The 13,870-nt window shown below is 71.7% G+C and carries 13 protein-coding genes; 7 read left to right on the top strand and 6 right to left on the bottom strand.

Annotated elements, in window-relative coordinates; translation table 11 throughout:
• On the top strand, positions 1–1,837 hold a 1,837-nt coding region (locus QM572_RS16630; protein WP_415095088.1), incomplete at its 5' end, for a diguanylate cyclase.
• Between the two features lie 21 nt (positions 1,838–1,858).
• On the opposite strand, the gene QM572_RS16625 is transcribed toward QM572_RS16630, so the two are convergent.
• The gene (locus QM572_RS16625) at positions 1,859–2,005 is read right to left on the bottom strand and encodes a GPGG-motif small membrane protein (RefSeq protein ID WP_415095087.1); all 147 of its coding nucleotides are present in this window, start codon (positions 2,003–2,005) and stop codon (positions 1,859–1,861) included.
• Positions 2,006–2,175: 170 nt separating this feature from the next.
• Positions 2,176–3,354 (bottom strand): ROK family protein, encoded by a 1,179-nt coding sequence (locus QM572_RS16620; RefSeq protein WP_415095086.1) that lies wholly within the window; start codon positions 3,352–3,354, stop codon positions 2,176–2,178.
• A gap of 173 nt (positions 3,355–3,527) precedes the next feature.
• Here QM572_RS16620 and QM572_RS16615 point away from each other — a divergent pair, with 173 nt between their 5' ends.
• The 3 genes from QM572_RS16615 to QM572_RS16605 are packed head-to-tail and all read left to right on the top strand — an operon-like array spanning position 3,528 to position 7,772.
• Entirely contained in the window at positions 3,528–4,625 is a 1,098-nt protein-coding gene (locus QM572_RS16615) for a sugar ABC transporter substrate-binding protein (RefSeq protein ID WP_415095085.1), read from the top strand.
• A gap of 35 nt (positions 4,626–4,660) precedes the next feature.
• A complete protein-coding gene (locus tag QM572_RS16610) occupies positions 4,661–5,485 on the top strand; it encodes an ATP-binding cassette domain-containing protein (RefSeq protein ID WP_415095084.1) in 825 nt (274 codons plus the stop codon).
• Positions 5,478–7,772, top strand: coding sequence for a DUF4916 domain-containing protein (locus tag QM572_RS16605; protein WP_415095083.1), 2,295 nt, complete (start codon positions 5,478–5,480; stop codon positions 7,770–7,772). Before QM572_RS16610 ends, QM572_RS16605 begins: the two co-directional genes overlap by 8 nt.
• 41 nt (positions 7,773–7,813) lie before the next feature.
• Here the strand turns inward: QM572_RS16605 and QM572_RS16600 are convergent, their stop codons facing one another.
• A complete protein-coding gene (locus tag QM572_RS16600; RefSeq protein WP_415095082.1) occupies positions 7,814–8,845 on the bottom strand; it encodes an LLM class F420-dependent oxidoreductase in 1,032 nt (343 codons plus the stop codon).
• A 17-nt stretch (positions 8,846–8,862) separates the two neighbouring features.
• Between QM572_RS16600 and QM572_RS16595 the strand changes: the two genes are divergently transcribed.
• Positions 8,863–9,567, top strand: coding sequence for an acyltransferase (locus QM572_RS16595; protein ID WP_415095081.1), 705 nt, complete (start codon positions 8,863–8,865; stop codon positions 9,565–9,567).
• 123 nt (positions 9,568–9,690) lie between these two features.
• Entirely contained in the window at positions 9,691–10,464 is a 774-nt protein-coding gene (locus QM572_RS16590; RefSeq protein ID WP_415095080.1) for a glycerophosphodiester phosphodiesterase, read from the top strand.
• A gap of 107 nt (positions 10,465–10,571) precedes the next feature.
• Here QM572_RS16590 and QM572_RS16585 read toward each other — a convergent pair whose 3' ends face one another.
• From QM572_RS16585 to QM572_RS16575, 3 genes are all read right to left on the bottom strand, one after another.
• Positions 10,572–11,915 carry a hypothetical protein gene (locus QM572_RS16585; protein WP_415095079.1) on the bottom strand — a complete coding sequence of 448 codons (1,344 nt, stop codon included), beginning with the start codon at positions 11,913–11,915 and terminating at the stop codon, positions 10,572–10,574.
• A gap of 68 nt (positions 11,916–11,983) precedes the next feature.
• Positions 11,984–12,244 (bottom strand): hypothetical protein, encoded by a 261-nt coding sequence (locus QM572_RS16580; RefSeq protein WP_415095078.1) that lies wholly within the window; start codon positions 12,242–12,244, stop codon positions 11,984–11,986.
• Between the two features lie 2 nt (positions 12,245–12,246).
• On the bottom strand, positions 12,247–13,500 hold the full coding sequence (locus QM572_RS16575; RefSeq protein WP_415095077.1) for a PspC domain-containing protein: 1,254 nt from the start codon (positions 13,498–13,500) through the stop codon (positions 12,247–12,249).
• Positions 13,501–13,601: 101 nt separating this feature from the next.
• Between QM572_RS16575 and QM572_RS16570 the strand changes: the two genes are divergently transcribed.
• A partial coding sequence (locus tag QM572_RS16570; RefSeq protein ID WP_415095076.1) for a PspC domain-containing protein occupies positions 13,602–13,870 on the top strand: 269 nt, incomplete at its 3' end.

The following is a 13,870-nucleotide window of genomic DNA, read 5'->3' as shown; positions in this document are numbered from 1 at the left end:
CCACGGCCAGGGCGACGAGCGCGGCGATGACCCGCGACGCCAGCGAGGGGTGGCCGCTCCGCTCGGGCCTCCCGGCGCCGAGCGGAGCGGCCACCCCTCGCTGGCGTCGCGGGTCATCGCCGCGCTCGTCGCCCTGGCCGTGGTCAGCCTCGCCGTGCTGGCCGTCGCCGGCCGGCACGGTGGCGACGAGCAGCTCCAGCAGTCCTCGCTCAACCGGCTCGTCGCCGTCGACGAGCTCGCGGCCGGCGCGATCGACAGCCAGCTCGCCGGACTGCGCGACGTGGTCGGCACGTTCGCCCAGAGCGACGCCGTCCGCCGGGCGATCGCCGACGACGACGCCGACGACCAGGCGACCGTCGTCGCGGCGCTCTCCTCCTCGACCAGCGGCATCTTCTCCGCGAGCGTGTACGACGCCGCCGGCACGCTCCTCGCCCTCGACCCGGCCGCGCCCGGGGTCGTGGGGAAGAGCTTCGCCTACCGCGACTGGTACGCCGGAGCCAACGCCGCCACCGGCGCCTACGTCTCGCGCGCCTTCCAGCTGGTGACGCCGGAGGCGCCGTGGGCGCTGGCGATCTCGTCGCGCGTGACGGATGCCGACGGCGCCACGGTCGGCTACGTCGTGGGCACGTTCGTCCTCTCCGACCTCCAGGACAAGCTGCGCCGGGCGCTGATCAAGCATGGCGTCTCGGCGGTCCTGGTCGACTCCCGCGACACGGTGCTGGCCTCACCGAGCTCGGCCGCGATCGGCAGCACCAGCACCGACCGCCGGCTCACCGACCACGCCGCCCGCACCGGCGCCGCCGGCGCCGACCCGCAGTGGGCGGCCCGGCCGGTGGACGCGATCGACGGCTGGCTCCTGGCGGAGCAGCCCCGCAGCGCCGGCGCCGGGGCGGGCTCGGGCGTGTGGACGGCCTTCCTGCTCTCGCTCACGGTCGTCGCGATCGCCCTGGTGGGGCTCTGGCTGCGGACCGATGCCCGTCGGCGACGCCTCGAGAGGGCGGTCGCCGAGGCGCACGCCTGGACCGCGACGCTGGTCACCTCCGTTCCGGCGCCGGTCGTCCTCTGCGGCGAGGACGGCCGGATCGAGATGGCCAATCCGGCCTTCGCCGAGCTGGTCGGTCGCGACGAGCACGAGCTCCGCGGCCAGCTGCTGACCAGCTGGGTCGCGCCGAGCGACGCCCCGTCCACCGCGTCGGGCGTGGTCCGCTCGACGGTGGTCCGAGGCGGCGGTGGCATCCGGGTCGTCGAGTCACGGGCCCGGGTGGTGACCGACGTGCGTGGGCGCTCGCTGACGCTGCACGCGATGGCCGACGTCACGCCGCTCCAGGAGGAGCACGACCGGCTGCGCGCCCAGGGCCGCCTGGACCCGCTCACGGGGGTCGGCAACCGGGTCGTGATCTACGAGGCGCTGGCCGCGGCCGTCACGTCGCGTACCGGCGTGACCGTGCTGCTGATGGTCGACCTCGACGGCTTCAAGGCGGTCAACGACACCCTCGGCCACGCCGTCGGCGACGACGTGCTGCGCGCTGTCGCCGACGAGATGCACGCCGGCATCCCGGCCAATCGCGGTGTGGTCGCCCGCATCGGCGGGGACGAGTTCGTCGCCGTCGTACGCCTCGAGGACGCCCACGACCCCACCGACCTCGCGGAGGAGCTGCGCGCCCGGCTGCGGACGGCCCTCGAGGCGCACCCCGCCTCCCGCACCGTCGGGATCGGCGTCAGCGTCGGCGTCTCCATCGTCGGGGTCGACGGATGGGACGCCGAGGAGCTGCTGCGCGCCGCGGACGCTCGGATGTACGACGACAAGCGCGCCGGCGGCCCTCGCTCACACCGCTAGGACGTGGCCCGGGCGCGACGGTCAGCGCCGGAAGACGCTGTAGCCCCCGGGCCCGACCGCGAGGCCGACGATGATCAGCACGAGACCCCACAGGATCGAGCCCTGGAGCAGAGCCACGACGCCCGAGACCACGAGGATCACGGCGAGAATCCACAGAAGAAACCCCATTGTTCCACTCCCTTTGGTTCGACTTGGTTCGATGTGTCAGTGGATTACCCCCATGGGGACGATTCCATGACGGTGGGAGGGGAACCAGTCGTTTCGCGGCCGGAGGAGCGCGGCGCGGACGAGTGACCTCCCGGCGAGTCGCCGACGTCCCCCGACCTGATCGTGCGCGCTCAGTCGACGCTGAGCTCGGTGTGCTCGGCGGCGAGCAGCACGGCGCCGAGCAGGCTGGCCCGGTGGCCGAGCGCGCTCACCCGGACGGGGGTCTGGGCGACCGTGTCGAGCGCGTGGCGGCGCAGCCCGATCCGGGCCGACTCCAGCAGCAGCTCCCCAGCGCGGGCCATGTCGCCGCCGATGACGAGCACCTCCGGATTGAGGAGGTTCGCCACCCCGGCCAGGCCCCAGCCGAGGTGCAGCCCGGCGTCCTCGAGCGCGCGGAGGGCTGACGCCTCCCCGGAGCGGGCGGCGGCGAGCAGCTCGTCGAGGGTGGTCGCGGGCAGCTGCCCGGCCGTGCGGGCCAGGAGCGTGTCGATGGAGGTGTAGGCCTCGAGGCAGCCACGCCCGCCGCAGCGGCAGACCGGGCCGTTCTCGTCGAGGGTGAGGTGGCCGAGCTCGCCGGCGGTGCCCCAGGCGCCGTGGAAGAGCCGGTCGTCGAGGACGATGCCCGCGCCCACGCCGGAGGAGATCTTGACGAACACCGAGCTGCGGTGCCCCCGCCCCACGCCCTTGTGGTGCTCGGCGAGCGCGCCGAGGTTGGCGTCGTTCTCCAGGTCGACCGGCACGCCGAAGGCGTCCTCGGCCAGCGCCCGGCCGTCCGCGCCGTTCCAGCCCGGCAGGATTCCGGGGCCGCGGATGATGTTGTCGGTGATCGGCGCCGGGAGGCCCATCGCGACCCGCAGCACCGGGGCGTGATCGGGGGAGAGGTCGCCGATCAGCGTCGTCGCCAGGGCCAGCGAGTCGGCGTACGCGTGGGTGCTCTCCAGCGGCCGGCGCTCCTCGGCGATGACCTCGCCGGTGAGGGTGCCGATGGCGACGGCGACGTGGGAGTGGCCGAAGTCGACGCCCGCGACGAGGCCGGCGCCGCGGGAGAGCCGCACCGAGGAGCCGCGCCGGCCGCTGCCGGCCTGGGTGTCGACGAGGCCGGCGGCGCTGAGGTCGCGGACGATGTTGGAGATCGTGGCCGGCGCCAGGCCCGTCGTCCGGGCGAGCTCGGCCTGGGTGTGGGAGAGCTCGCCGGAGCGGAGCACGTCGAGGACGCGGCCCTGATTGGCCGACCGCAGCGACGCGTGGGACCCCGGCGAGGCCGACGTGCCCGACGTCGCGGAGCGTCGGGTCCTTGGCTTCCCTGGCACAGGCACACTGTGCGGCCGACATGGCTTGTCGTCAAGTAGTAACGATAAAAGTCGCCGAACGCGGGACCTGGTGCAAACTTGCGTTCATCGCTTGACGACAAACGTGTGACGTATGACACTCAGCGTGGGCAACATGGCAGTGAAGGCGCTGCCACTCATTCAAGGAGACAGACGTGATCATTTCCCGCATCCCCCGCCGCACGGCGGCCGTGGGATTCGCTCTGGTGGCGGCGGCAGGCGCCCTCACCGCGTGCGGCAGCTCGGACGACGACAGCTCCTCGGGCGGCGGGGGCGGCGCGACGATCGCGCTGCTGCTGCCCGAGTCGAAGACGACCCGCTACGAGACGTTCGACAAGCCCCTCTTCGAAGAGGCCGTCAAGAAGCTCTGCTCGGACTGCGACGTGAAGTACTACAACGCCGACCAGGACGAGTCCAAGCAGAGCTCGCAGGTCGACACCGCGATCAACGCGGGCGCCGACGTCATCGTGCTCGACCCGGTCAACGGCGACGGCGCCGGTGGCATGGTCCAGTCCGCGCAGGACGCCGACATCCCCGTCATCGCCTACGACCGCTTCATCGCCGGCGCCGACTACTACCTCTCGTTCGACAACGAGACGGTCGGCAAGATGCAGGGCCAGGCCCTCGTCGACGCCATGGGCGGCAAGGGCAACATCCTCATGCTCAACGGCTCGCCGAGCGACCCGAACGCGGCGCAGTTCAAGAAGGGCGCCCACTCGGTCATCGACAGCAGCGGCATCAAGATCCTCGAGGAGTACGACAACCCCGACTGGAGCCCGGAGAACGCGCAGCAGTTCGTCACCGACCAGCTGAGCAAGTACAAGCCGTCCGACATCCAGGGCGTCTACGCCGCCAACGACGGCCAGGCCGGCGGTGTCGTCGCCGCGCTGACCGGCGGCGGCTTCAGTGCCGACGCGCTCCCGCCGATCACCGGTCAGGACGCCGAGCTGGCCGCGGTCCAGCGGATCCTCGCCGGCGAGCAGTCGATGACGATCTACAAGCCCATCCCGATCGAGGCCCAGACGGCCGCCGAGGTCGCGGTCGCTCTCGCGAACGGCGACGAGCCGGGCGCGACGACCGACACCGGCATCGCGCAGTCGACCTACGAGAACGTGAAGTCCTACATCTTCACGCCCATCGCGGTCACGAAGGACAACGTGAAGGACACGATCGTCGCCGACGGCTTCTACGACGTCTCCGACATCTGCACGGCGGACTACGCCGACGCCTGCAAGGCGGCGGGCCTCTCCTGATGTCTCAGCCGTCCTCGGACGCACAGGGCAGGGCGGTGACCCCCTCGACGGGGGGCACCGTCCTGTCCTTGTCCGGCATCACCAAGCGCTTCGGTGCCGTCCAGGCACTCACCGACGTCACCCTCGACGTCAAGGCCGGCGAGGTCGTCGCCCTCGTGGGCGACAACGGCGCCGGCAAGTCCACGCTGATCAAGATCATCTCGGGCGTCTACCAGCCCGACGAGGGCACCATCTCCATCGAGGGCCGCCCGGTCCGCGTCGCCGGCCCGGCCGCCGCCCAGGGCCTCGGCATCGCCACCGTCTTCCAGGATCTCGCCCTGTGCGACAACCTCGACGTGGTCGCCAACCTCTTCCTGGGCCAGGAGCGGCACCACGTCGGCGTGATCGACGAGGTCGCCATGGAGAAGGAGTCGTGGCGGCTGCTGCGCAGCCTCTCCGCCAAGATCCCGTCGGTGCGCATCCCGATCGCGTCGCTGTCCGGAGGCCAGCGCCAGACCGTGGCCATCGCCCGCTCGCTCGTCGGCGCGCCCAAGGTCGTGCTCCTCGACGAGCCGACCGCGGCCCTGGGCGTCGCGCAGACCGCCGAGGTGCTCAACCTCGTCGAGCGGCTGCGCGAGCAGGGCCTCGGCGTCATCCTGATCAGCCACAACATGGCCGACGTGCAGGCCGTCGCGGATCGCATCTTCGTGCTCCGCCTGGGTCGCAACGCGGCGGAGTTCCGCACCGCCGAGACCAGCACCGAGCAGCTGGTCGCCGCGATCACGGGTGCGTCCGACAACGTCGTCGCCGCCCGCGCCGGACGGCGTACGGCGTCGCAGGCTCACGACACCGCCGAGGCAGAGGGGCAGACCCATGAGTGAGACTCCTCAGACGAAGGCCGTGGCGGCCGACCTGCTCGACGAGCGGCTCATCCGCAACGAGGGCTTCGGCGCGTTCGTGAGGGCGCAGCTCAACCGGCTCCGCTCCGGCGACCTCGGCAACCTGCCGGTGATCATCGGCCTGATCGTGATCTGCGTCGGGTTCTACTTCGCCACCGACGACGGCATCTTCCTGTCCTCGCGCAACATCGTCTCGATCACCCAGTTCGCCGCGCCGACCGGCGTGATCGCGCTGGGCATCGTGCTGGTGCTGCTGCTCGGCGAGATCGACCTCTCGGTCGGCTCGGTGAGCGGCCTGGCCGCGGCCGTGATGGCGGTCGAGATCGTCCATCACGGTGTCGCCGAGTGGCTGGCGATCCTCATCGCGATGGTCGTCGGCATCGCCATCGGCCTGGTCTACGGCGTGCTCTACGTCTGGGCCGGCGTGCCGTCGTTCGTCTTCTCGCTCGCCGGCCTGCTGGGCTTCCAGGGCCTACTGCTCTACGTCCTCGGCAAGGACGGCACGATCAACCTGCCCAACGACTCCTGGCTGCGCGACTTCGCCCGCACGGAGTGGGTCAGCCCGGCGGCGTCGTACGTGCTGGTCGGGGTGATCACGCTGGTCTTCCTCGGCAGCCAGCTGTGGACGATCACCACCCGCAAGAGGGCCGAGCTCAGCACTCCGTGGCTGCCGATGGTCGCGATCAAGACGGTGGCGCTGGCGGTGGGCCTCGGCCTGCTGACGTGGTACGTCAACGAGGACCGCGGCTACTCCTACCTCTGGATGTTCTTCGTCCTGCTGGTCGTGGTGATGGACTTCGCGCTGCGCCGGACCCGCTGGGGCCGGCACGTGTTCGCCGTCGGCGGGCACGTCGAGGCGGCGCGCCGCTCCGGCATCAAGGTGAACGGCGTCTTCCTGTCGGTCTTCGCCCTCACCTCGCTGCTCGCCGCCGTCGGCGGCCTGCTCGCGGCCGGCCTGCAGACGTCGGTGTCCCAGGCCTCCGGCACGACGGACACCAACCTGACGGCGATCGCGGCGGCCGTCATCGGAGGCACGTCGCTCTTCGGCGGTCGTGGGTCGGCGTACTCGGCCCTACTCGGCATCCTCGTGCTCCAGGCCATCTCCAACGGCCTCAACCTGATGAGCGTCGACAGCTCGGTGCGCTTCATGGTCACCGGCGCGGTCCTGCTCCTCGCGGTCGCGATCGACTCCGTGAGCCGTCGCGCCCGCGGTTTGGCACAGGGGGCTGCCTGCGTGGCGACTAGAGTTCGCGACGTGAGGGAGTGGCTGTCGGACGACGACTGGGCGCGTGTTCAGGCGTCATTGCCGATCGCGTGCGTCGACCTTGTACCTGTGGTCGTCGACGGTGTCAGCGGGCAAGTTCGCAATGTCGGGCTGATACAGCGGACGTTCCCCGATCCCGTCAACGGCGACCGCAAGGTCTGGTGCCAGATCGGCGGCCGCGTGCGTGTCAACGAGTCGCTGCGACGTTGTGGCCAGCGCCATCTGGAGGACACGCTCGAAGCGACCGCCCTGCCCCGTCAGCCCGAGATCGCTCAGTCGCCCTTCATGGTGAACGAGTACTTCTCCGAGACCGGCATGGGTGAGGGGCACGACCCGCGCAAGCATGCCATCGCGTCCTGCTTTCTCGTGACGTACGACGCCGCGTGGTCCCTCAGTGTGAGTTCCGGCGCCGAGGGAGCGAAGGGCGGAGTTGCCGAGTTCAGGTGGTTTGCCCCGCAGGAGCTTGAGAGCGTCGAGCTGTGGCCAGGCACGGCGCGCATGCTGGAGGAGGCGCTGGCCGTGAGCGAGTTCCGCGAGGACGAACGTGCCTACTCGGCTCTGGCGGCTCGACAGGCGTCGCTCAACGAGCTGATGTGGCAGACACCGGTCCTCGCGATGACCGCGATGGCCTTCCTGCTGCAGATCGCCCTCCAGACCGGGGCTCCGACGTGGAGCCGTGTGGTCGCGGCTTTCCTGTCAGGCGTCGTCGCGCTGATCAGCCTTCAGCTCATGGCTCGGCACTCCAGGTTCGCGCGCGATGACGAAGACATCCTCTTCGACATCCAGCGTCACCTCGGGATGCGCCCGGTGTATCGGGGTGGGCCGGTGCCACGAGATCCGGTACCGGCACTCCGCGTATGGAGAAGGCGACCCTGGGGGACCCTGGTCGTCTGGTTGGAGTCGCTGGGCAGTCGCGGGATCTGGCTGAAGGCTCTGGCATTCTTCGGACTCATCTCGATCGGCGCCGGACTCATGCTTCTTCTGATTCCCGGCTCGCGACAGTAGGTCACCGAAAGCAGGTCATGGGCCGCCGCTGTCTGCTGCCGTCAGGCGGCCCACTCCTTGAGCCGGGCGATGAGGGCGGCGGGGTCGGGGTCGCCCGGGATGACCTGCAGCGAGGTCACGCCCGCCTCCCGGAACGCCTCGAGCCGCTCCCGCACGTAGGACTCCGGGCCGACCAGGCTCATCTGCTCGAGGAACTCCACCGGCACGGCCGCCTCCGCCTCCTTCTTGCGGCCGGAGAGGTAGAACTCCTGGATCTTCGCGGCCTCGGCCTCGTAGCCGTAGCTCGCGAACAGCGTGTTGTAGAAGTTCCTCCCCTTGGCGCCCATGCCGCCGACATAGAGCGCGACGTGCGGCCGGACGAAGTCCAGGAGCCCCTTGACGTCGTCGCCGATCGCGACCAGGCCCCCGGCGCTGATCTCGAGCGGACCGAGGTCGGGAGACCGCTTCGCGGTGCCCTTCGCGAGCGCCTCGCCCCAGGCGCCCCGGGCGTGCTCGGGGGCGAAGAGGAAGGGCAGCCAGCCGTCGGCGATCTCGGCGGCGAGCGCCACGTTGGCGCTCCCGGTGGCCGCGATCCAGATCGGGATCTCGCTGCGCTCGGGGCGGGTCAGGAGCTTGAGCGGCTTGCCCAGGCCGAGACCCTGGTCGGCGGGCAGGGGGAGGGTGAAGTGCTTGCCCTGATAGACCAGCGGCTCGCGGCGCAGGCCCATCCGGAGGATCTCGACGACCTCTCGGGTCCGTCCGAGCGGGTGAGAGTAGGGGAGGCCGTGGAAACCCTCGATCACCTGCGGGCCGGACGCGCCGAGGCCGAGGACGGCCCGGCCGCCGCTCACGTTGTCGAGTCCCGCGGCCGTCTGCAGCAGCGCTGCCGGCGTACGGGAGAAGATGTTGAGGATGCCGGCGGCGATCTCCAGCCGCTCGGTCTTGGCGGCGATGTAGCCCATGAGGGAGACCGCGTCGAAGCCGTAGGCCTCCGCGACCCAGACCTGGTCGAGGCCCGCGGCCTCGAGCTCGGTCAGCTGTCCCGCCGCCTCGCGGGGATTGCCGGAGTACTGCAGCGCCATCGAGATCTTCACGTGGCTAAGTTTGGCCCATGCACCCCGACCACCGCTCGCGGCTCCTCGACGCGGGCGTGCCGGCGGAGATCCTCGACTCGGTCCCCCTCGTGCCGCTCGACCCCGATCTGCTCCCGGCCTGGTGGTCGGAGGGCGGCAACGCCTTCTACATACGCGACGGCGTGGTCGTGCCGCCGCGGGTGCTCGCCGACCTCGTCCTCATCCCGTACTCCGGCGCGCTGATCGTCGTCGCGAGCGACGTGCGGCACCTCTCCTCGCTGCTGGTCGGCGGCGACGACGCGCTGGTCTTCCTCGGACCGCACTCGGTGTTCACCTCGGCCGACCTCTACTGCGGCGGCGACTCCGCGATCGTGCTGCTCGGCCGGACGGTCGCGACCCGCTGCGCCATCGTCGACGCGCGCAACGGCGGCACGGTCTTCGCCGAGGAGGACCAGCTCTGGGCCGCCGACGTCTACGTCGCCACCGACGACATGCACCGGCTGGAGGACGTCGCGACGGGCGTCCGGCTGAACCCGTACGGCGGCACGATCCGCCTCGGCCGGCACGTGTGGCTCTGCAAGGACGCCATCGTCACCGGCGACGTCGAGATCGGAGAGGGCTCGGTGATCGGGGCGCGCAGCATGGTCCGCAACCAGAAGGTCCCCGCCCGGGTGGCCGTCGCCGGGGTGCCGGCACGGGTGATCCGCGAGGGCGTGACCTGGAGCGGGGACGACCGCCCCTGAGAGCGCGTTCGGGAGCTCGACGCCGAGTTCCCGAACACGCTCTGACAGGGGATTCGGTCGCCCGTCATCGCGCGTTCATGTCGCGTCGGTGAGCGGGACGCTTCGGCTGGCGAGCCTCGGGGCATGACCACGCGCGGCCCCCGCGGCCCTGGGCTCGTCATCGGCCACCGAGGTGCCCCCTCGCGGCTCCCGGAGAACACCCTCGCGTCCTTCCGGCTCGCCTGCCGCCTCGGCGCTGACGCGCTCGAGACGGACCTGCAGGTCACGCGCGACGGGGTGCTCGTGCTCCACCACGACCTCGAGCTGCGCGACGGCCGGCATGTCGACGAGGTCACCCTCGCCGAGCTCCAGCGGCTCGACCCGCCCGCCACCCGGATCCCGACCTTCGACGAGCTCCTTCTCCTGCTCGCCGCGGAGTCGCGCCGGGCGGGCCGGCGGATCGGCCTGCACGCCGAGGTGAAGCACCCGGCCCACTTCGCCGCGGCGGGACTGCCGATGGCGCGCCCCGTGCTGGAGACGCTGCGCGACCACGGCCTCGACCAGCCCGGGTCGGGCGTGTGGCTGCAGTCCTTCGACGAGGACTTCCTCCGCGAGATCCGGCCGCAGACCGAGCTGCCCCTGGTGCAGCTGGTCGAGCCGCACTGGCCGGTCTCGTGCTCGTCCATCGCGGGGTATGCCCAGGCGATCGGGCCCCACCGCTCGCGGGTGCTGGCGAGCGACCGCTTCGACACCGGGCTGGTCTCGCGCGCGCACGACGCCGGACTGCGGGTCTTCGTCTGGACCCTGCGCGGCGGTGAGGCGCAGGCACGGCGCTTCCTCGACGCCGGCGTGGACGGCGTCTTCGCCGACGACCCGGCCGTCGCGCTCGCCGCTCGCCGGGTGGTCGCCTCGGCCTGATCGCGCGCCTGCCCGGACGGTCGTGGCGACAGTTCGGGCGGTGGGTGACGCCTGCGAAGCGTCGCGGCACGGGCGGAGCGTCCCGGTGACACCGGGACGGGCGGGGGTCAGCGCGACGGGACGGTGACCCGGACCCGCGTGATCTTCGCGTTGCCCGCGCTGTCGGCGAGGATGACGCTCACCTTGGCCGTGCCTCCGCGCACCGACTTCGGCACCTTGAACGTGAGCCGGTGCAGGCCGGTCGGAAGCCAGCCCCAGGTGCGGTGGGCCAGCACGTTGTCGCTGCGCACGAGGCGGACGTTCGCCGTGGTCCGCTCGGCGTTGCGCAACGCCACGACGACGACGCGCTTCTTCCCCTTGCGGACCACCTTCGCCGAGGTCACGACCGCGTTGACCACCGTGTCGGCGACGATCGTGGACGTCGTCGAGGTCGGCGTGCTGCTCGCGGTCGTGGTGGAGGTGCTCGCCGAGGGACTGCTGCTGGCCGTCGTGGTCGAGGCGGTGGTGGACGGGCTGGTGCTGGCGGTCGTGCTCGTCGTCGCGGAGGGGGTCGTGGTCGCGCTCGTCGAGGTGGTGGCGCTGGTGGTGGCGCTGGTGGCGGCGCTGGTCGTCGCGGAGGCGCTCGTGGAGGTCGTGGCCGACGCGGTGGCCGAGGTGGTGGCGGTCGCGGTGGCCGTGGTCGACGCGGGCGAGCCGTCGTCGTACGCGAGAGCGAGGGTGATCGCGCCGGCATAGCCGGCGGAGTTGCTGCCGGTCAGCGGGACGAGCGTGGCGGAGGTGTAGATCGAGTCCGTGCTGTTGGTGGTGCGCTGGCTGGAGTCGGCCTTGTAGTTGCTGTCCTTGAGCACCGCCTGGGTGATCGACTCGTCGAAGAAGAGCTGGGTGGTGAAGTTGATCGTGCTGGAGGAGGAGAGCGTCGTCCGCAGCCGGACGTGGATGTGGATGGCGCGGCTGACGTACCACCCGGGGTAGATGGTGGTGAAGGTGACCGAGCCGCCCGAGTCGGAGACCTGGTAGCCGCGCAGCCAGTTGTTCTTGCCGGAGTTGGAGTTGTTGCCGCTGCCCGAGACGTCGGAGTAGTTGCCGGTCGCGTCGGCATGCCAGATGTCGACGTACACGCCCTGCTGGACGGTGCAGCTGGCCGAGGTGTCGATCAGGTTGATCGTCAGGGTGAGCGGGACGCCGGCGCGGGTGGCGTCGGTCCCCTTCGTCGTGGACCGGATGTCGGAGCGGTTGAGCTGCTCGTCGATCCAGAACGGCCCCTCGGTCGTCTCCGGCGCCAGCGTCGCGCAGCCGGTGGAGGCGGCCAGGGCGAGGCGCGAGCTGGTGGTCGGGATCGCGGCGGCGGTGACGGCGAACTCGCGGAGGGCACCGGCCGTCCCGACGGCGAGGGTGGCGATGCCGCCGGCCCGGATCGCGCTTCGCCGAGTCAGGTTCGCGAGGAGTGTCATGTCGGGAAACGCTAGGCGGCGAAGGCCCGGGAGCCGGTCTCAGAACTCTGAGAGTTCCGTCTGAAGATTCATCGCGGTACGCCGTGGCGCCGGGCGCTCGAGACGGCCGTGGCGACGAGCCCGACCGCACCGGCGACCAGCCACGGGATCGGCAGCAGCCAGCGGATGTCGCTGCCCTCCACGACGTCGGCCTGGACGAGCCCCCACGCCCCGACGATGCAGAGGAACGCCAGGCCCATGACGAGCTGTCCGATGTTGACCGGGTGCCTCCCCGAGGCCGGCCCGGCCGGCTCCGGCTCGGTGACCCCGATGCTCTCCGTGTCGCTCATGATCACTCCTCCACGATCTGGATGTGCCCGACCCGCAGGTCGGCGTCGATGGTCAGCGTCGCGCCGGTGCCGACGCTGTGGACCGTCCTGCTCTGCCCGATGCCGCCGTCCTCGGAGCCGAGGACCTCGACCGCGCCGGGACCGCTGACGTGGGCCGACGCGCTGACGTCGAGCCCGGCCGGGACGCGGACGACGATCTGCCCGAGGCGGCCGTCGACGTGGATGGTGCGGCCGCCGAGCTCACGCGGATCGCTGACCTGCGTCAGGTCGAGCTCGAAGTCGCCGGTGCGGAAGGTGTAGTCGTCCTCCACGCTCGCCGTCGAGGCGGGCGCGATCTCGATGCTGCGGTAGTGCCCGCCGTCGACGCCCCACTCGTGCGCGGCGGTCGAGACGCCGAGCACGGCGGAGGTGATCAGGCCGATGAGGATGAGCCCGCCCGCCCGGCCCCAGAAGGCGCCGAGGACGAGCATGGCGCCGATGATCCCGAGCGCGAGCGCGGGGTACGCCGGCGCCACCACGGACGCGCCCGCCCCGTCGATCACGCCGAGGGTGCCCTCGGCCAGCGCGACGAGCGCGAGGGTGAACCAGAACAGCAGGGGACCCCGCTTGGAGGAACGGCGCTGCTGGGCACGCGTCACCCGCTCGCGAGCCCGCGTCAGGGCTCGCTCGGTGCGCAGCTGCGCCCGCTCGTAGGCCGCGGCCGTCGCCACGTCCGAGGTGGCCGCCGCGGCGGCGAGCGCCTCGCGGGTCCTCGCCTCGGCGGCGTCGATCGCCGCGAGCGTCTGGGTCGTCCGCTCGTCGGGCGACGGGTGCCGCCCATGCCTGCGGTCCCACAGCCACACGCCGACGGCGACGATCACGAACGTCGGGATGATCCAGTGCGGGAAGTCCAGGCCACCGACGACGTCTCCGACGACGGCCAGCACCGCCATCCCGGCGGCGACCCACAGCACGACGTTGCGGGAGCGCTGGTCGACGGCGATCATCGCGTCGCCGTCCTCCTCGTCCGGCATGAACAGCCAGCCGGCGCCGTACACGACGAGGCCGGCTCCGCCGAAGAAGATGCCGACGACGAGGGCGATCCGCACGAGGATCGGATCGATGTCGAGGTGGCGGGCGATGCCGCCCGCGACGCCCGCGACGTAGCGGTTCTCCGGGCTCGCCGACGACGTGCGGACGAGCCGGCCGAGGTCCTTGACCTCGTCGCGCGTCACCCGCGGTCCCGGGGCTTCCGGCGGTGTCTCCGTGGTGCTCATGGGCTCCAGCCTGCTCCCGTCCGACGCCCGCGACCATCCGGGACACCCCCGGGCGAACCCCGATACCGCCGGGCGCCGACCCCTGCCACGATGGACGCATCATGAGCGAGACGACTGCCGGCGCCGCCGGAGCGGGTGCGCAGCCGCGTGCCGTCCGGCGCGCGACCCGCGACACCGAGGCCGCGATCTTCGGCGGCGTCGCGGGTGGACTCGCCGAGCACCTGGCCGCGCCCGTGATCTGGGTGCGGGCCGCCTTCGTGGTCCTCACCGCGATGGGTGGCCTCGGGGCGGTCCTCTACGCCGCGCTCTGGGCCGCGCTGCCCTCGCGAGAGCGCTTCGAGGCCGCCACGCCCGGGGCGGAGAGCGCCGT

This window comes from Nocardioides sp. (genome assembly GCF_047607365.1).
Lineage (GTDB): Bacteria > Actinomycetota > Actinomycetes > Propionibacteriales > Nocardioidaceae > Nocardioides.
This window is presented reverse-complemented; position numbering and strand designations above follow the sequence as displayed.

Coding starts and splice junctions, on each gene's coding strand:
- QM572_RS16625 (WP_415095087.1), bottom strand. CDS start 2,005: ATGGGGTTTCTTCTGTGGATTCTCGCCGTGATCCTCGTGGTCTCGGGC.
- QM572_RS16605 (WP_415095083.1), top strand. CDS start 5,478: ATGAGTGAGACTCCTCAGACGAAGGCCGTGGCGGCCGACCTGCTCGAC.
- QM572_RS16595 (WP_415095081.1), top strand. CDS start 8,863: ATGCACCCCGACCACCGCTCGCGGCTCCTCGACGCGGGCGTGCCGGCG.
- QM572_RS16590 (WP_415095080.1), top strand. CDS start 9,691: ATGACCACGCGCGGCCCCCGCGGCCCTGGGCTCGTCATCGGCCACCGA.
- QM572_RS16585 (WP_415095079.1), bottom strand. CDS start 11,915: ATGACACTCCTCGCGAACCTGACTCGGCGAAGCGCGATCCGGGCCGGC.
- QM572_RS16580 (WP_415095078.1), bottom strand. CDS start 12,244: ATGAGCGACACGGAGAGCATCGGGGTCACCGAGCCGGAGCCGGCCGGG.
- QM572_RS16575 (WP_415095077.1), bottom strand. CDS start 13,500: ATGAGCACCACGGAGACACCGCCGGAAGCCCCGGGACCGCGGGTGACG.